Source organism: Candidatus Limnocylindrus sp. (genome assembly GCF_040397235.1).
Taxonomy (GTDB): domain Bacteria; phylum Chloroflexota; class Limnocylindria; order Limnocylindrales; family Limnocylindraceae; genus Limnocylindrus.
Genome location: NZ_JBBAWH010000001.1, coordinates 198834 through 216045, shown reverse-complemented (window position 1 = coordinate 216045; position 17212 = coordinate 198834). Strand labels below are relative to the sequence as shown.

General features: G+C 65.6%; 17 protein-coding genes. 16 read left to right on the top strand and 1 reads right to left on the bottom strand.

The features are described 5' to 3' along the window. The first annotated feature begins 73 nt into the window (after nt 1-73). The 12 genes from AC3LB0_RS01110 (at nt 74) to ftsY (ending at nt 12948) form a co-directional block, all read left to right on the top strand. Entirely contained in the window at nt 74-1774 is a 1701-nt protein-coding gene (locus tag AC3LB0_RS01110; RefSeq protein ID WP_488649334.1) for a DAK2 domain-containing protein, read from the top strand. Further along, entirely contained in the window at nt 1771-3948 is a 2178-nt protein-coding gene (locus AC3LB0_RS01105; RefSeq protein WP_488649333.1) for an ATP-dependent DNA helicase RecG, read from the top strand. Before AC3LB0_RS01110 ends, AC3LB0_RS01105 begins: the two co-directional genes overlap by 4 nt. Next, on the top strand, nt 3945-4547 hold the full coding sequence (rsmD, locus tag AC3LB0_RS01100) for a 16S rRNA (guanine(966)-N(2))-methyltransferase RsmD (protein ID WP_488649332.1): 603 nt from the start codon (nt 3945-3947) through the stop codon (nt 4545-4547). The genes AC3LB0_RS01105 and rsmD overlap by 4 nt, the downstream gene beginning before the upstream one ends. Further along, nucleotides 4540-5055 (top strand): pantetheine-phosphate adenylyltransferase, encoded by a 516-nt coding sequence (gene coaD, locus AC3LB0_RS01095; RefSeq protein WP_488649331.1) that lies wholly within the window; start codon nt 4540-4542, stop codon nt 5053-5055. The genes rsmD and coaD overlap by 8 nt, the downstream gene beginning before the upstream one ends. A gap of 3 nt (nt 5056-5058) precedes the next feature. Continuing rightward, a complete protein-coding gene (locus AC3LB0_RS01090; RefSeq protein WP_488649330.1) occupies nt 5059-5598 on the top strand; it encodes a YceD family protein in 540 nt (179 codons plus the stop codon). Nucleotides 5599-5651: 53 nt separating this feature from the next. Further along, on the top strand, nt 5652-5855 hold the full coding sequence (gene rpmF, locus AC3LB0_RS01085; protein WP_488649329.1) for a 50S ribosomal protein L32: 204 nt from the start codon (nt 5652-5654) through the stop codon (nt 5853-5855). A gap of 6 nt (nt 5856-5861) precedes the next feature. Continuing rightward, the gene (gene plsX, locus AC3LB0_RS01080; RefSeq protein WP_488649328.1) at nt 5862-6908 is read left to right on the top strand and encodes a phosphate acyltransferase PlsX; all 1047 of its coding nucleotides are present in this window, start codon (nt 5862-5864) and stop codon (nt 6906-6908) included. 1 nt (nt 6909) lies between these two features. Next, nucleotides 6910-7389, top strand: a complete 480-nt coding sequence (locus AC3LB0_RS01075) for a transcription antitermination protein NusB (RefSeq protein WP_488649327.1) — start codon at nt 6910-6912, stop codon at nt 7387-7389. Beyond that, nucleotides 7386-7631, top strand: coding sequence for an acyl carrier protein (gene acpP / locus AC3LB0_RS01070; RefSeq protein ID WP_488649326.1), 246 nt, complete (start codon nt 7386-7388; stop codon nt 7629-7631). The genes AC3LB0_RS01075 and acpP overlap by 4 nt, the downstream gene beginning before the upstream one ends. 63 nt (nt 7632-7694) lie before the next feature. Beyond that, nucleotides 7695-8432, top strand: coding sequence for a ribonuclease III (gene rnc, locus AC3LB0_RS01065; RefSeq protein WP_488649325.1), 738 nt, complete (start codon nt 7695-7697; stop codon nt 8430-8432). Continuing rightward, a complete protein-coding gene (smc, locus tag AC3LB0_RS01060) occupies nt 8429-12040 on the top strand; it encodes a chromosome segregation protein SMC (protein ID WP_488649324.1) in 3612 nt (1203 codons plus the stop codon). Before rnc ends, smc begins: the two co-directional genes overlap by 4 nt. After that, nucleotides 12037-12948: a signal recognition particle-docking protein FtsY gene (ftsY, locus tag AC3LB0_RS01055; protein ID WP_488649323.1), complete on the top strand. Its 912-nt coding sequence runs from the start codon at nt 12037-12039 to the stop codon at nt 12946-12948. Before smc ends, ftsY begins: the two co-directional genes overlap by 4 nt. Here the strand turns inward: ftsY and AC3LB0_RS01050 are convergent. Continuing rightward, nucleotides 12925-14235 (bottom strand): MFS transporter, encoded by a 1311-nt coding sequence (locus tag AC3LB0_RS01050; protein ID WP_488649322.1) that lies wholly within the window; start codon nt 14233-14235, stop codon nt 12925-12927. The genes ftsY and AC3LB0_RS01050 overlap by 24 nt on opposite strands. Nucleotides 14236-14257: 22 nt before the next feature. Between AC3LB0_RS01050 and AC3LB0_RS01045 the strand changes: the two genes are divergently transcribed. The 4 genes from AC3LB0_RS01045 to rimM all read left to right on the top strand — a co-directional run bounded on the left by AC3LB0_RS01045 (nt 14258) and on the right by rimM (nt 17197). Next, nucleotides 14258-15691 (top strand): signal recognition particle protein, encoded by a 1434-nt coding sequence (locus AC3LB0_RS01045; RefSeq protein WP_488649321.1) that lies wholly within the window; start codon nt 14258-14260, stop codon nt 15689-15691. 119 nt (nt 15692-15810) lie between these two features. Then, a complete protein-coding gene (gene rpsP / locus AC3LB0_RS01040; RefSeq protein ID WP_488649320.1) occupies nt 15811-16329 on the top strand; it encodes a 30S ribosomal protein S16 in 519 nt (172 codons plus the stop codon). Next, complete coding sequence (locus AC3LB0_RS01035) at nt 16330-16563, top strand: KH domain-containing protein (RefSeq protein WP_488649319.1); 234 nt, start codon at nt 16330-16332, stop codon at nt 16561-16563. It begins immediately after the preceding gene. Then, on the top strand, nt 16556-17197 hold the full coding sequence (gene rimM, locus AC3LB0_RS01030; protein WP_488649318.1) for a ribosome maturation factor RimM: 642 nt from the start codon (nt 16556-16558) through the stop codon (nt 17195-17197). Before AC3LB0_RS01035 ends, rimM begins: the two co-directional genes overlap by 8 nt. Nucleotides 17198-17212: the final 15 nt, after the last annotated feature.

Here is a 17212-nt window from a genome sequence, read left to right as displayed (position 1 = left end):
AGGCTCGGCCAAGGGAGGGAGCCCGCATGAGTCGTACTGAGCAGATCCAAGCGGCGGCAGGGGTCACCCTGAGATGAGCCGCAAGAGCTGGGACGGCGTTGAGTTGATGGCCGCCCTCCGATCCGGCCTCGACCGCCTGGAGAGCCGCGTCGAGGAGGTCAATGCCCTCAACGTCTTCCCTGTACCCGATGGCGACACGGGGACCAACATGCTGGCAACCCTGAAGGCCGCCATCGCTGAAGGCGACGCCTCGCTCGCGACCGGGGTGACGGCGATCGACGAGGTGAGTGCAGCGGTGGCACGTGGCGCCCTCCTTGGTGCGCGCGGCAACTCCGGCGTCCTCCTCTCGCAGATCCTCCGTGGACTCCCGCAGGCGGTCCGTGGCCGCCAGCGCGCCCGGGCAACCGAGATCGCGCAGTCGCTCTCACTCGGCGTGCTGCACGCCTACTCGGCGGTGGCAACACCCACAGAGGGGACGATCCTCACCGTGGCACGTGAGGTCGCCGCTGCAGCGATGAAGGAGTCGGAGGGGGCATCAGAGCTGCGCCCATTCCTCGAGCACATCGCCGCCGCCGCTCGCATCTCGGTAGAGAAGACACCGACCCTGCTGGCCGTCCTCCGCGAAGCTGGCGTCGTCGACTCTGGCGGCGCAGGGCTGCAACTCATCCTTGAAGGGATCGCCAATGTGCCCTCGGTTGCTCCGTCACGGGGTACCGTCGAGGCGGAGCGTCGGAGTTCCACACTCGCATCTTCTAAACCCGCCACCGCTGCAACGCCAGTCGCGCCAGTCGATGCCGCTCCAACAGAGTTCGGCTACGAGACCGTCTTCATCCTGAGCTCGCCAACTACACCGCTGGACCTCGCCGCGATTCGCGCGCACCTGGAGACGATCGGGGAGAGCGTGTTGGTTGCAGGCGACGAGGTGACCTGCAAGGTGCACGTGCACAACCTTCGACCGGATGAGGTCTTGGCGTATGGGATCAGCCTCGGCGATGTTCGCGCCGTTACGATTGAGAACCTCGACCAGCAGAGCGCCGAACGGGCGACTGGGCATGCGGCGTTCAATCAGTTGGCCGATGGTCCGCTTACCGCCTACCGACGCCCTGCAGCCGCGTCGCTCGGCCGTGGAACCTCCATCGTTGCCGTCGCCGCCGGAGCAGGTCTCGGCGATATCTTGCGCTCGGCTGGCGCATCGCAGATCGTTCACGGCGGCCAGACAGAGAATCCCTCTGCGGCGGAGATCGCGTCGGCGATCGCCCATGCCGGCACCGAGTTCGTTGTCGTTCTACCGAACAACAGCAACATCGTGTTGGCGGCACGCCAAGCAGCCGACCTCTCAGCAGCGAATGTCGTGGTCATTCCGACCCGCAATGCCGCCGAAGGAATTGCCGCGCTCCTCTCGTGGGATCCATCCCTCTCGCTTGAGGAGCTCGTCCCGCGCATGGAGGCGGCTCGTGCCGCTGCGCGCACCTTCCGCGTCGTTGCGGCGGTGCGCGACGCCGTTGTTCGTGGCGTATCGGTCAAGGCCGGACAGATCATGGCGCTCGACCCAGTTGACGGGATCATCGCAACAGGGAGCAGCGACGTTGAGTCCATCGTTGCGGCGCTCGCAGGGCAGTCGGCAGATCTAATCACCCTCTACGTTGGTGCCGACGTCTCAGACGAGCAGGCTACCGAATTTGTGAGCGCGGTGCGTGGCGCTATCGCTGGGGTTGAGGTTGACCTTCAGCGCGGCGGCCAGCCAATCGAACGGGTGCTCGTGAGCTTGGAGTGACCGTTGATCCGGGCGAACTCCCACTGAAAGGGCTCGCCCTCCCTGGTGGTTCGAGTCTTCTTCGAGGCCTAGCGAAACTTGGTGTCACCACCGTTGCCGACCTGCTGACCTACCTGCCACGCCGCTATGAAGATCGCCGCGAGATCACGCCGATCGCGGATCTTGCTGGAGGAACTAGCGTCACGATCTCAGCGCGCGTGACGGACCTGCGAGTAGAGAAGACCTGGCGTCGTGGTGTGCAACGCACGATCGCGACGCTCGTCGACGACTCAGGGGCGGTCGATGCGATCTGGTACGGGCGGCGGTTCATTGAGCGACGACTGACGGTTGGGACGACGATTGTCGCCACCGGGCGCGTGAAGGCGATGGGCTGGACGAAGCAACTTGAAGCGCCAGAGTTCAGTCCGGTTGGCGGGGGAGACCAAGTCAGCGCCGGCCGCATTGTTCCCATCTACCGGCTGACCCGTGGCGTAACGGCGCTGAGCCTGCGTCGGGCGGTACGGGCACTCCTGGACCAGTTCGGCGCCGACCTTGTTGATCCGCTGCCAGAGGGGGTGCTGTCACGTAACGGGCTCCTGCCGCTCGCGCAGGCAATTGAGGCGCTGCACTGGCCAGAGGAGTTTGACCTTCGAGATACGGCACTCCGCCGCCTCGCCTTTGATGAGCTGCTCGCGGTGCAGATCGCGCTCGTGCATCGCAGTCGGCGGCGCGCCGGTGGTGGTGCATTCAGCATTAAGCCAACCAAAGCGGAACGAGCCACGATCGAGTCCGCAATCTTGGGCGGTATCGGCGGAGCCACCTCAAAAAGCAAGACACCGTGGACGGGTGATCAGCGGCGTGCAATTGACGAGATCCTTGCCGACCTTGCGACGGGGTCGCCGATGCTGCGCCTCCTGCAGGGCGATGTGGGCACCGGCAAGACCGCCGTCGCCTTCGTTGCCGCTGCCGCCACGGCGGCCGCTGGGCATCAGAGCGCCCTCCTGGCACCGACGGAACTGTTGGCCCGTCAGCACGCTGCGACGGCGAAGCGACTCCTCGCCCCACTCGGCATTGAGGTGGCGCTGGTGTTGGGCGGAGCGCCTGTCGCCGAACGCCGAGCGGCGCGCACAGCGGCTGCTGGTGGCCGCGCAGCGCTGGTCATCGGCACGCACGCCCTCTTCGCTGAGGGGACGCAGTTCGCCTCACTCGGCCTCGTCGTCGTTGACGAGCAGCACCGCTTCGGTGTGGAGGAGCGGGCGAAGCTCCTCTCCAAGGCATCACGTGAGCCACACCTGCTCCTGATGACCGCAACGCCGATCCCGCGCACCATCGCGCAGCTCCTCTATGCCGACGTTGCCTCTTCGGAGCTGCGAGAGCTCCCCGCGGGGCGCCAGCCGATCCGCACCGCGATTCGCACTAGCGCCGATCTGGAGCGTGTCTGGACCTTTGTGGATGAGGAGGCAGAGGCTGGCCGACAGACCTTTGTGGTCGTCCCACGCATTGCCGATGCCGACTCAGGCGGCGAGCCGGAGCAGGGGACCACCTTTGATGACGATCTCGACGCCGGTAGCGCAACGGGGGTTGAGGCCCAGGCGGAACTACTGCGCGAGCGCCTGCCGCATCGCCGTATTGGCGTCGTTCACGGGCAACAGCGCGCCGCTGAGCGTACCGTCGCCATGCAGGCATTTGTTGCTGGCGAAACCGACGTGCTCGTCGGCACCACGGTGATTGAGGTGGGCGTTGATGTGCCAGCCGCCAGTGTCATGGTGATCCTCGAGGCGGAGCGTTTTGGCTTGGCCACGCTGCATCAGCTGCGCGGTCGTGTCGGCCGCGGTGGTGATAAGGGGTGGTGCATTCTGGTGAGCGACAGTGATGACGAGGTAGCCGCTGCGCGGCTTCAGGCGATTGAGTCAACCCGTGACGGGTTCCTGCTCGCAGAGCAAGACATCGCGCTGCGCGGGGAGGGGAGTGTCCTCGGGACGTCGCAGAGTGGCCTCCCGCCGTTGCGCATCGCAACGCTGGCACGCGCCGAGGACCGTGCCCTCGCCCTCGTTGCGAGAATGGAGGCCGAGCGCCTGCTTGATCAGCGCGGCGAGGCAGAGGGCGAGGCGGCGCTCCTCGTTCAGTCGTATGCACGCGGCTGGCCGATTGGTCGGGTGACCGGCGCGGCACTTACCGAGATCGCGCCAGTATGACCGCGCAGGGGGGAACCCTCCGAATCATTGCGGGCGACCATCGCGGTCGACGCATTGCCGTGCCGCCAGCCGGTACCCGTCCGATGACCGATCGAGTGCGCGAGTCGCTCTTTGGGGTGCTTGAGCCACGGATCGTTGGGGCAAGATTCGCTGATCTCTGCGCGGGGAGTGGCGCGGTCGGCATTGAGGCGCTGAGCCGCGGCGCCGTTCACGCGCTCTTTGTTGAGCGCTCTCGCGATGCCGTGGCTATCATTCAAGCGAATCTGTCGAGGCTCAAGCTCACGGAGCGGGCAACACTCCAGGGCGCCGATGTGCTGCTGGCTCTTGATGCGCCAGGCGCCTCCTTCGATTTGATCGTTGCCGATCCCCCCTACGACGACGCCGCGCTGGCGGAGGGGGTCCTGGCGCGCTGTGCAGCCCCTGGTGGCCCGCTCGCCGACGAGGGGCTCCTTGCGCTCACCGGGCGCACGCGACCGGCCAACCTTCCCCTAGCGCTCCCTGAAGGACTACGATGTGTGCGGACGCTGATCTACGGCGACAGTTGCGTAGATCTGCTGGAGCGCACTGAGACAACGCGAGCGGAGGTTGGCAATGAGTGAACGAGTGGCGCTCTATCCGGGCAGTTTCGATCCCGTGACGTTTGGCCATATCGACCTGATCCGTCGCAGCCTTGCGATCGCTGATCGCCTCGTCGTTGCAATCCTGCCGAACTCTGACAAAGAGGCACTCCTCACGCTTGATGAGCGCACCGCTCTTCTCCGGAGCGTGATTGACGCTGAGCTCGGCGCTGCGAGCGCACGAGTGCAGATCCTCTCCGCATCTAACCTCGCCGTCCGCGTCGCTGCCGAAGCGGGGGCAACCCTCATTATTCGTGGTCTCCGCGCCGGCTCCGACTTTGAGGCCGAGCTGCGTATGGCACACGCCAATCGTCTGCTCGCCCCTGAGATTGAGACCGCCTTCTTAATGACGGCGCCTGAACACGCCTCAACCTCAAGCCGGCTCGTTCGCGAGGTTGCGCGGTACGGCGGACCACTCGACCGACTCGTGCCAGCCGCCGTGGTCCCCGTCCTTACCGCCGCCGCACGACGACGAGCGTCGAAGGCGTAACTGGTGGAGAGCGAATCGGCGGCGTTGGCGCCGCCCCTCTATCCCGTTGATCTCTCACCGCTTCTCGCCGAGTCTGCGGGGGGCACCTTCACCCTGGATCCATTTACGGCCGAGGACCGAGTCGGAGATGAGCACTTCAAGGCTGCGGTCCAGGTTCGGATCGACCGAACGAATCGCGGCGTGCGGATTGTTGGAACCGTGCGCGGCAGCCAGGAGGGAGCCTGTGGGCGCTGCCTCGCCCCCGCAGCAGCGCAGCTGAGCGCCCCAATCGACGAGGAGGCCCTTGAGTCCCGGCACGCGACGGAGGGGGCCCTCCTCATCGGCAAGGGGAACAGCGTCGACGTTGGTCGCCTCGCCATGGAGGCGCTCGATCTCACACGTCGCCTGGTGCTGCTCTGTACGCCACCCTGCCCAGAGCGCTGCGGACTTTGCGGCGCGGAGCACCCCGCCAGCGCCTGTCCTGAGCGGGGGCTAGACCCTCGTTTGGCTGGCCTTGCGGCCCTCCTCCCCCCTGAAGGGGACGAAGGCGCGCCGATCGGGTAGGATTCCCCTCCAAGGCGCGCCCAGTCGGGCGCCAACGAGCGAGGTCAAAAAACATGGGCGTACCTAAGCGGAAGAAGTCGCACGCGCGTCAGGGTGACCGACGTTCGCACCATGCCTTGACGCTTCCAACTATGGATCGCTGCCCACAGTGCAACGCCGTCAAGCGTGCGCATCATGCCTGCCTAGAGTGCGGAACCTATCGCGGCCGCGAGGTCATCAGCCGACCTGCGCCGGACGCGGACGTCGCCGACGCCTAACTCGCAATGAGCGCGTCGGGCGGCACTGTCCGCCTCGCCCTCGATGCGATGGGTGGCGACCACGGTCCCACCGAAGTTGTTCCTGGCGGCCTGCGATGGGCCAAAGAGAATCCCAGTGACCACCTGACCCTCGTCGGTGATGAGCAGATCATTCGCACCATCGCCGGTGGCGATCTCCCGTCGAATGTTTCCATTGTTCACGGCCCAGGTGTGATCACTATGGAAGAGAACCCCGCGATCGCCGTGCGTGAACGCAAAGACGCATCGATGGTCGTTGCAGCAACACTTGTACGCGACAAGCTCGCCGATGCGGTCGTCACCGCTGGGCACACCGGCGCCGGGATGGCGGCAGGGGTCCTGATCATCGGCCGCATTAAGGGAGTGATTCGACCGGCCATCGCCGTGCAGTTCCTCTTGCGCGAGAAGCCGCTGCTGCTGCTTGATGTTGGAGCGAACCCAGATTCAACCCCAGAGAATCTGTATCAGTACGCGCATATGGGTCAGATCTTCTCGGAGCGCGTCCTTGGCGTTGCTAATCCACGCGTGGCACTCCTCTCTATCGGCGAGGAGAAGGGGAAGGGCGATGCGCGCATCCAACGCGCCACCGAGCTCCTCGATCAGTCGTCGCTGAACTTCACGGGGAATGTTGAGGGGCGCCACCTTGCCGCCGATGAGGCCGATGTGGTGGTCTGCGATGCGGTGCTCGGCAATGTTGCGATCAAACTTGTTGAAGGGGTAACGAGCACCATCACCGACATGTTCCGTGCAGAGTTTCGTCGCCTCCCATTCGGCCCAATCGCCGCGCTGCTGATGCGCGGTTCAATCGCGCGAATTCGCACTCAGCTCGACTACGAGCGGATTGGCGCAGCGATTCTTTTGGGGGTGCAGGGAACCGTGGCAATCACACATGGCCGTGCCCGTTCGCGCATGGTCTACTTCGCCTGTGCGACGGCGGCGCGAGCGGTGCGCGAGCGAGTCACCGAGCAGATCGCCTCGTCGCTCGCTGAGAGCAACATCTCCGCCCCCGACGGTCTCCCCGTCGGGCCGGCGTAAGGTGGCAACCCGGCGAGCCCCGGCTGCGCCGAAGGATGCGGCGGCGCGTGCCCATACGGCGGGTCGACGCGATGCACTCACAGCCCTCTATGAGTCGGACTTCGGGATGCGCACGGCGCTGATGGTGCTGGAGCGGCGCGTTGCGGCTGGAGAGGTCCCTGAGGAGACGCTCCTCTGGTCCTGGCCGCTTCTCGAGGTGGTGGAGGCAAACCGCCCGCAAATTGATGCCACAATTGAGCGCCTCGCCACCGCCTTCCCCCTTGCAACAATGGCCCGGATTGACCGTTCCCTCCTGCGGTGCGGCCTAGGGGAGGTGATACACTCCCGCACGGCGGCGCCGACCGAGGCGATCGCTGCGTGGACCTCGCTCGCTCGCACGTATAGCGGCGAACCGGCCCGCAAACTGGTCAACGGCGTACTCGGCACCGCGCTTCGCGAGGTTGCCGTCACGGCGGAGATAGACGGAGGGAGTAACTCATGACCGACAAGGATCAGATCTTCCAGGAGCTCCAGGCCTACATCGTTGAGCAGCTCGGTGTTGAGAAGGAGAAGGTCAAGCCTGAGGCCGCCTTCATCGAAGACCTCAATGCAGACTCCCTCGACCTTGTTGAGTTTGCGATGGGCCTCGAGGAGAAGTTCGGCGTGACCATTGCTGACGAAGAGCTTGGCAAGATCAAGACCGTCCAGGACGCCGTCAACGCCATCGTCGAGAAGAAGGGCTGAGATGGGGCGGCCCCTTGGCCGCCAGTGTGAGGCGCGAGCCTTGCGCGGTGCAGCCAGTGGGGCGTGCCACCACTCCCCCCAATGACGCTCGAAGTGGCGCCACTCTCGATGACCTCAGCACAGCATGAACGTCTCGGCATCCCGGCAGGTGGCGAGGCGCTCGTAGCGCTGGCCCTCACACACCCTTCGCGCCGCCACCAAGCTGGGGCCGGTGCTGACAATGAGCGCCTCGAGTTTCTCGGCGATGCCATCCTCGGCGCCGTCGTTGCCGCCCGACTCTATGCCGACGACGCCGCAGCCGAGGAGGGGGACCTCTCTGAGCGTCGCGCCGCTGTTGTCTCACGCGCCGCACTTGCCGAGGTTGCGCTGCGCATCGGCATCGACGAGGTGCTGATGCTCGGCGAGGGCGAGGCGTCGCGCGGTGGCGCACGTCGACCGGCGGCACTCGCCGCGGCGTTCGAAGCGCTCATCGGCGCGATCTACCTGAGCCACGGCTTCGCCGCCGCCATCACATTCATTGAAGGGCACATGGGCGCCGAGCTCGCCGCGCCTCGCGCCGCACTCGGCAAGGGGATCAAGACCCTGCTGCAGGAGTGGACACAGGCGCGCAACGGCTCCCTGCCACGATACGACGTTGTCGCCACCACCGGTCCCGAGCACGACCGCACGTATGAGTGTGTCGTGCGCGTCGACGGCAGTGAAGTAGCGCGCGGATCAGGGCCAAGTCGCCGTGCCGCTGAAGCCGCCGCCGCTGAGGCGGCCATCGACCTGCTCGGCATCACCGCCGGAGGTGAAAAGTGAGCCGCCTGCGACTGCGCGAGGTGCGACTGAGCGGTTTTAAGACCTTCGCCGACAAGACGACCATCGCCTTCACCCCAGGGATCACCGCCATCGTTGGACCAAACGGAAGCGGTAAGTCGAACGTGGTGGATGCCCTGCGCTGGGCGCTCGGCGAGGCTGGTCGCGGCATTCGCTCGAAGCGTGTGGAAGAGGTCATCTTCGCGGGATCAGAGAGGCGCCGCCCCCTCGGCCTCGCCGAGGTATCGCTCTCCATCGCCAATGAGGATGGGCTCTTCGATCTGCCATTCACCGAAATTGAGATCGCCCGTCGCGCTGATCGTGGTGGTGGCCAGGAGTACCTCCTCAATCGCGAGAAGATTCGCCTCCGCGATCTCAACGAGCTGCTCGATGGTGCGGGCCTCGCCGAGAACGGCCTCCTCTTCATCGGCCAGGGTGCTGTTGACCAGGCGCTGAGCCTCAAGGCTGAAGAGCGCCGCGCGCTCGTCGAAGAGTTCGCCGGTACCGCGCGCCATGAGCGACGCCGTGCACGGGCGGAAACCGAGATGACGGAGGCGATCGATAATCGCGCCCGCGTCGAAGAGATCCTCGGCACCCTCCGACCACAAGAGCGTCGCCTCGCCACCCTTGCCAAGCAGGAGGCTGGCCGCGAAGAGCTGCTGACCGAAGCGGTAGAGCGCATCGCCGCGCTCGGAGCCGCACGAGGCGCCTGGATCGCTTCGCGACGAGTGCGCATCGGCGGCCAGCTCTCAACGGTGACCAGCGAGCTGCAGTCCATTCGCGAACAGCTCCGTAACGCCGACGAAGAGGCCCATCGCCGCCGCGAGCGCCTTGGACTTGCCCGCACCGATCTCGACGTTGCTCGACGCGCCCTTGAGGCGGCGCGCGAGGCCCGTGAATCTGCTGAGCGGGCACACGCCCGCGTTGACGCTGAATCCTCCGCCCTGTCGCGCGATGTGGAGCGCATTGCGACGGAGGTTGCCGTCGCTGAGTCAGAGATCGCATCGGTTGAGGCACTGCGCGCCGCTGCGGCGCCTGCCGTCGACGCAGAGGCCGTTGCCGCACTCGAGATCCTTGATGCCGACCTCTCTGCCGCGCGCCGCGAGCTTCAAGCCCTAACCGAGGGCACTGGAGAGGGGAGCAGTGACTCTGCCGCGCGCGCCCAGCGCTCACGCGAAGTGGAGCGTGCAGATCTCACCGCCCGCCTTGAGCGACTCCGGGCGGAGCGCACCGCCGTTACTGCAGATGGCGCCAGCGAAGATCCCGCCGCGGCTGAGAGCGTGCTCATTCTCGCTGCAACCGCCGCGAGCGATGCCGCGGCCCGTCTCGCCGCCGCGTCACGGGAACTCGCCGAAGCGGAGTCAGGCGCCGCCGCCGCTCGAGCAACAGTTGGCGAGAGTGAACGTGCCGCCCGCGCCGCAGAGGCCGAGGCGGCGTCGCTCTCTGGCCGGCTCACTGCGCTTGAAACGCGTCGAGCAGCCCTGCAGGAGCGCGCACTATCAAAGGCGGCGCATGCGATCGGTGGGCGAAGCCTGCTCGCGGGCGTTGAACTTCGTGAGGAGGGTCGCACCGCGGTTCTCGCCGCCCTTGGTGCGTTGGCACGAGGCTTCGTTGTTGATCAGCGCGGTGCGAGCCTGCTTGATGACGAGCAGGGGGCACTCCTTATTGATGGCGCTGACGCGATTGGTGCAACGACACACCCGACGCTCCCATCCCTTAGCAGCGAGATCATTAGCGATCCCGATGGACTGCTCGGACGCCTCCTCGCCAGCGTCTTCGTTGCGCCAAGCGTTGCGGCCGCGCTGAGCGCCCTCGCTGACCTTCCGCTCGGCGGCACGATCGTGACGCGCGCCGGCGCCGTTGTGCGCCACGGTGGTGTCGTCATTCGTGAGACGGAGCCAGACGATGCCCTTGTTGACTCAGAGATCAGTCATGCCGCCGCAGCGACGGAGCGGCTGCGTGCCACAGCGGCGGCCCTACGCAGCGATGCCACCGTAGGGGCGGGCGCCCTCACGTCAGCAGAGACACGACTCACGCAGGGGCGTGACGCGGAGGTGAGCACACGGGCAGCGCTCCGGGCCGCTGAATCGGCACGCGCCGAGGCCGAGCGCCGACGTGATGCGGTCCGTCGCAGCACATCTGAGCGCGCGGAGCGCATCCGTAGGCTCGACGCCGCCGTCACCGCCGCCCAGGCGCGACTGAATGAGATCGCCCTCACCCCTGAACAGGCGATTGCCACCGACGCCACGACGCAGTGGCGAGCCCGCGTGGGAGAGCTGACCGCCCGCCGTGCTGATCTCGCCACCGCTGTTGAGACAGATCGAGCCGCCCTGCGCACCTGGGAGCTCGCGCGCGCACGTGGCGATGCCACCGTTGCCGGTGCATCTGCTCGGATCACTCGAGCCGCAGAGGAGCGCGGCGCACTTGAGACGCGCGTCGCGAATCTTCGCGCCCAGCTCGCCGAACAGTCTGGTCTCGCCACAGCAGCCCGAGCCGCCGCAACGCAGCGTGAAGAGAGCGTGCAGGCGAAGGCGGCCCTACAGGTTGAGATTGAGAGCGAGATCGCCACAGATGAAGAGGCGAAGCGCGGCCTCCGCACCCGTGAGCAGCATCTCGATGAGGCGCTGCGTCCGCTCGAACGCGATGCACAGGCGGTTGAATTTGAGCGCGAGCGGTTCATTGAAGAGTTGAGTGGAGACCTTGCCGCCTTCGGTCGCCGCCTCTCTGAAGACGCTCGCTTGGCCGCCGGAATCCCGGTTGCACTGCGCACCGCTGCTCCCGCCGATGACGCCGAGGTCCTCGCTGAAGGGGACACCGCTGCACGTGAGTCGCTCGCACGCCAGCAGGCGGCAGCCCTTGCTCTCTACTGGGAGGGTCGGCACTCTTCGGCAACGGCCACACCGCTCGCTGCGCCTGACCCTGAGGAGTTGCGCGCCCTGGAGCGCCTGCGACGCAAGATCGGCCCGCTCGAGGCTGGTGGCGCCAGCATTGTGATGGAGCACCAAGAGCTTCGCGCTCGACTCGAATCGCTCGAGGTCCAGACGCGCGATCTTGATGGTGCGATTGAGAAGGCGGCAACGCTGATGAGGGAGCTTGATCTGCTCGTTGAGTCAACCTTTGCGGAGCAGTTCTCTGCACTGCAGACCACGTTCGCATCGAACTTCCAGCTCCTCTTCGGCGGTGGAGATGCGCAGTTACGCCTCGCTGATGACGGCGAGTCGCGCCGACCCGGAGTTGAAATCGATGCACGCCCACCACTCAAGCGTCGACAGCAGCTCTCCCTCCTCTCGGGCGGCGAGCGCGCGCTTACCGGCGTGGCGCTCCTCCTCGGCATGCTGGCGGTTCGACCACTCCCATTTGTTGTCCTTGACGAGGTTGATGCCGCGCTCGACGAGGCGAATGTGACGCGATTTGGTGACGCGATTCGCGAGCTGAGTGAGCGCACCCAGGTCGTGGTGATTACACATAATCGCGGCACGGTAGAAGTGGCCGATTGCCTCTGGGGTGTGACGGTTGGTGAAGATGCGGCAAGCCGCGTCTTCGGGCTGCGTCTGGATGAGGCGAAGCGCATCGCCGATCAGGCGCGCGCTGAGCGCGAGGCGGCGCGTTGAAACTCGCCTTCTGGCGAAAGAGTTCACCCGACGATGAGAAGCGTGTGGCTGAGGCCATCACCCCAGCCACAAACCCCCTTGCCGCCGTCTTGCGTCGATTCATTGCGCCAGAGCCTGACTGGCGCGAGATCGAAGAGGCGCTCCTCGCCAGCGACGTTGGGCTCGTAGCCACGACTGCGCTGATTCAAGCGGCGCGCGATGGCGATGGGGCCAGCGGGCGTGCCCGAGTGCGGGCCGCCGCGCTCAGCCTGCTCGGCGATGACCCGGCGAACCTGACTGATGAGGCCGATGTGGTGCTGCTGGTTGGTGTCAACGGCGTAGGGAAGACGACTACCGCCGCGAAGCTCGCCGCTCGAGCGAAAGGCGCTGGACTCTCACCCCTCCTCGTTGCTGCAGATACATTCCGCGCCGCAGCGATCGACCAGTTACGCGCGCTCGGCGTGCGCGAAGGGGTCGAGGTGGTCGAGGGTCGTCCAGGTGGTGATCCCGCAGCCGCCATTCACGATGCGCTGACCCTGGCCGCGGCGCGTGATTTTGCTCCCGTGATCATTGATACCGCCGGTCGCATGCAAACGCGGAGTGGCCTGATGGATGAGCTCGCGAAAATCCGACGCGTGGTAACGAAAGTTGCCCCGACCCGCACCGTTGAGGTGCTGCTCGTATTGGATGGCACGGCGGGGCAGAACGGGCTTGCCCAAGCGCGTGGATTTGACGCATCGGCGGGAATCGACGGCATCGTCCTTACGAAGCTCGATAGTGGTGCGCGCGGTGGGGTAGCGCTGGCGGTACGTCGCGAGTTAGGTCTACCGATTCGCTGGATCGGCACCGGCGAACGCGCGACTGATCTGGTGCCGTTCGCCGCAGAGGCGTACGTTGACGGGTTGCTAGGCGCGCCTACGGGCTCCTGACGCCGGAATCTGCGAGATCGTCTGGATCCTTCCGAGGCGCGAGGATGCGACAAAAAGGCCGACAGCTAGAGAGGCGCCGCCGCCAACGAGGAGCGCAACGCCACTCCCGGCCACAGAGCTACCGATCAGGCCGCCAACGATAATCCCCAACAGCCGACCGAGGATGCCGACGCCATCATTCGCGGCGTTCGCACGTCCCTGGAAGGCGGCGGGTAGGACTCGCCCGCGGATGGCAGCCTGATTCGCCTCCCAGACCGTCTCAAAACCGTCGCTCAGCAGCTGATGCCCAACCAGCATGGCAAACCCAACGATCGTTGCGCCTGGCGCGAGCGGCACAAGGATCAGGCCGAAACCCACGATGCCCAGACTGATGGAGATTGCGCGCCCAACGCCAAGGAGTCGGGAGATGCGCTCGGTCAGCGCTCCGCCGAGGAAGGCGGCAATGCCGCCAGTTGCGATCACCAGCCCGACCGCCTCTGGTCCGAGACCGAGCCCGTTGGTGACAAAGAGTAGGTACGAAGATCGGAAGAGTCCAAAGTAGAGACCGATCACAAAGGTCGAGATGAGCACTGGTCGCATGATCGCAACAGACCAGGTCTTCCTCAAGCCATCGGAGAGCTCGCGGCGGAAGCTGGCACGTGCAGATGCGGGCGGCAGTTTCGGCTCCGCAACACGCAGGAACCCGATCAGCACCGCCGAAGCGATGTAGGTCAAAGCATCGATGCCAATTGCCGCAGGCCCACCGAATGCGCCAACGAGGAGCCCTGCAGAGCCAAAACCGAAGAACTCCGCTGCGCCACGAATCCCCAACGTTCGAGCCAGAACGGCACGCAGCGCCGAAGAGTTGACGAGCCCGGCGAAGTAGCTCCGTTCGGCAATGTCAAAGGTGGTTGCGCACATGCCACAGAGGGCGCTTACTGCGATCAGGTGGGGGAGAGTTACCCCATCGAAGAGGGCGGCGGCGAGTGGAATCGTGCCGAGCAGCAGGGCCCGCAGCAGGTCGGTGCCGATGAGTACGGGCTTACGGGGGAGTCGGTCGATCCACACCCCCGCGAACTGACTGACGACCGCGCCCGCAATGAGGTCCACAGCGGCGAGGGCGGCCGCCTCGGCTGCGTTGATGCCGAGGCCAATGATGGCGAGGAGTGGTAGGGCGGCTCTAGTGATGAATGAGCCGTAAGTTGAAATTGCTTGCGCGCTGATCAGCACGTTCACGTCGCTCCGCACGAGCGGGGTTAGATCCTGGAGGCCAGCCCGCCTTTTAGACGTAACTTTTCGAGCTCTCATCGCGCGAGCGTACACTCTCGACATGTTTGACGCGCTCGGTAGCAGTCTTCGGGCCTCACTCCGCCGCCTTACGGGGAGCGGGCGAATCAGTGCCGCCGACCTTGAGGCCGGCCTTGCCGACATTCGCACCTCCCTGGTCGGCGCAGATGTTGCGATGCCCGTTGTTGCGCAGCTGTTGGAGCGCATCGGCGAGCGAGCGCGCGCAAGCGAGATCGTCGGCGGCTTAGGCGCTGGCGAGCGCATGCTCGGAATCCTGCACAGCGCGCTGACGGAGACGCTGGGTGGCTCTGGTCGCGACCTCGACCTGCGCGAGCGACCAGCCACCATCCTTCTGCTCGGCTTGCAAGGTGCGGGTAAAACAACAACGGCGGCAAAGCTTGCCTACCGCCTGGCGAAAGATGGCCGACGTCCGCTGCTCGTTGCCGCCGACCCACGTCGACCGGCAGCGGCAGAGCAGCTCGCAACCTTGGCCGCTGCAATCAAGGTGCCAATGCATCGCGAACCACTCGGTACGCCAGTGGCAGAGATTGGAACGCGTGCCATCGCCGCAGCCCGACGCCTCGGCCTTGACGTTGTGATCATCGACAGCTCAGGGCGCACCACCCTCGACGACGAGCTCCTGGAAGAGTTGCGCGACCTTCGTGACGCGACGAAGCCGCGCGAGCGGCTCTTGGTTCTCGACGCGGCCACCGGTCAGTCAGCCCTGGCGATCGCCGAAGGATTTAAGACCGTGGCTGAGCCGACGGGACTCATCCTCTCCAAACTTGACGGAGATGCGCGCGGTGGTGCCGCACTCTCGATTGCCGGCGGTGCAGGAATCCCGGTCGTCTATGTGGGCACCGGTGAGCGCTCCGATGCACTGGAGCGTTTCCATCCCGAGCGCATTGCCAACCGCATTCTCGACATGGGCGATCTTGCAACGCTGGCCGAGCGCGTCCGCGACGCCGAGATTGGACCGCTCGCGGCGCCGGATGCCGAGGTCCGCGCGAAGGCGGTAGAGGCTCGTGCACTGCGTGGCGGGATGACCTTCGACGATCTTCTCGGCCAACTCCGCCAAATGGCATCGCTCGGGCCGATCGGCCAGGTTGTCAAGATGATCCCTGGGATGGGCGGGATGGCCGAGCAGGCCGAGGCCGCCGTCGCCAGCGGTGAACTGAAGCGCACGGAGGCGATCATCCTTTCGATGACCCCCGCCGAACGGCGTGACCCAGCCCTCTTGACCCTGCCGCGAAGGCGGCGGATTGCCGCAGGGGCGGGGCGAGCGATCGAGGAGGTCAATCGGCTGGTCAAGCGACTCGAGGAGATGCGCACCCTGATGCGACGCGCCGGTGGCGGAGACCCGAGCCGGTTGATGGGCGGCGGCGGAGGCCTCCCTGGCAAGCACGCGGGCGGGCGGATCCCTCCTAAAGCGGCGAAGCGTGAAAAGCGGGCGAAAAAGGGTGGCAAACGACGCTAGTCCACGGGGAGGGATGCGCCCGAGCCGCTGAGCGGCTAGGATTCACGGACTGACCCCCTGGCAACGCCAGGACCACCAGCCGCACCGTAAGGGGCGGCGCCTCGGAGGATGCATCAGGGATGAGTGTTCGGATCCGTTTGACCCGCGTGGGCGCATCTAAGCAGCCATCGTATCGCGTGGTTGCCACTGATCGCCGTTCGCCACGAGATGGTCGCTCACTGGAAATTCTCGGCCACTACAACCCACGCACTGAGCCGATGACGCTGGTGCTTGATCTCGCCAAGGTTGATGCCTGGATCGCCAAGGGCGCACAGCCATCTGACGTGGTCGGCAAGTTGATCACCAAGGCGCGCGCCGGCGGAATTGCCACGGGCGGCAAGACGTTGGCGAAGGCTGCAACGCCGGGCTACACCAAGCCTGGGACGCGTCCAGTTGTCGATGAGCCAACGGTGGTCGTTGAGGCCGCACCAGAGGCCGCTGTCGAAGCAACCGCTGATGCTGCAGCCCCTGAGGCCGCTCCGGCTGAAGCTGCTCCTGTCGCCGAAGCTGCACCGGTAGAGGAAGTCGCGGCTGTTGAAGCTGCACCCGTTGTCGAAGAGGCACCAGCAGAGGCGGCACCTGCCGCCGAGGAGGCGTAAGTGGCAGCAGCGCAACTTGTTGAATATGTCGCAAAGTCCCTTGCCGATAATCCAGACGGTGTCAGCGTTGAGGTCGAAGAGGATGGCGACTCCATCATCTTGCGCCTTGTCGTTGATGAAGAGGACATGGGCCGAGTCATCGGGCGCAACGGCAGCATTGCCAAGGCGATGCGCAGCCTGTTGAAGGTCGTTTCAAATCGCACCGGAGAGAACTACGTCCTCGAAATTGGCTGATGTAACGACGGACCTGCGCGTTGCGCAGGTGCGCGGCGTTCGCGGTCTTGATGGCACCCTTCGTCTCGAGGTCCTAACCGACCTTCCCGAGCAGCGCTTTCTTCCTGGTGCTCGTCTCTCTGTTGAAGGCTCTGAGCGCGTCCTCACAATCCTCGAGGTAACCCCTAGCTCCCCAGGCCTCTTTATTCGCGTCGGTGAGGTGCAGAGTCGGTTGGCGGGCGAACGACTTGTTGGTGCCTACCTCACGATCCCAGCCGCCCAGGTGCAGATCCCACCAGACCGCGTACTCTGGGACGAAGTGATTGGAGTGACGGTGCGCGACCCTCAAGGTGAAATCATCGGTGAAGTTCATGATCTCTATCGCGCAGGCGGCGCCGAGGTGTATGTCGTACGAACGCCAGATGGGGGAGAGATTGACCTGCCGGCCGTTGCGTCGGTGATCGTGGAGTTCGCGCCACGCGAAGGGCGCATCGTTGCCGATCTCACGGGGTCAGAGCTCACGGTTCGAACCGCAAAGCCAGTTCGTCGGCGTGGTCCAGAGAAGACGCCTGGCAGCATCGCCTCGCTGCGTGCCGCAAAGGCATCGCGCCGGCCGAAGCAGCGTGCCGCGAAGCCCCCAGCAGGTGATGCATGAGTGGCGAGGTCCGGC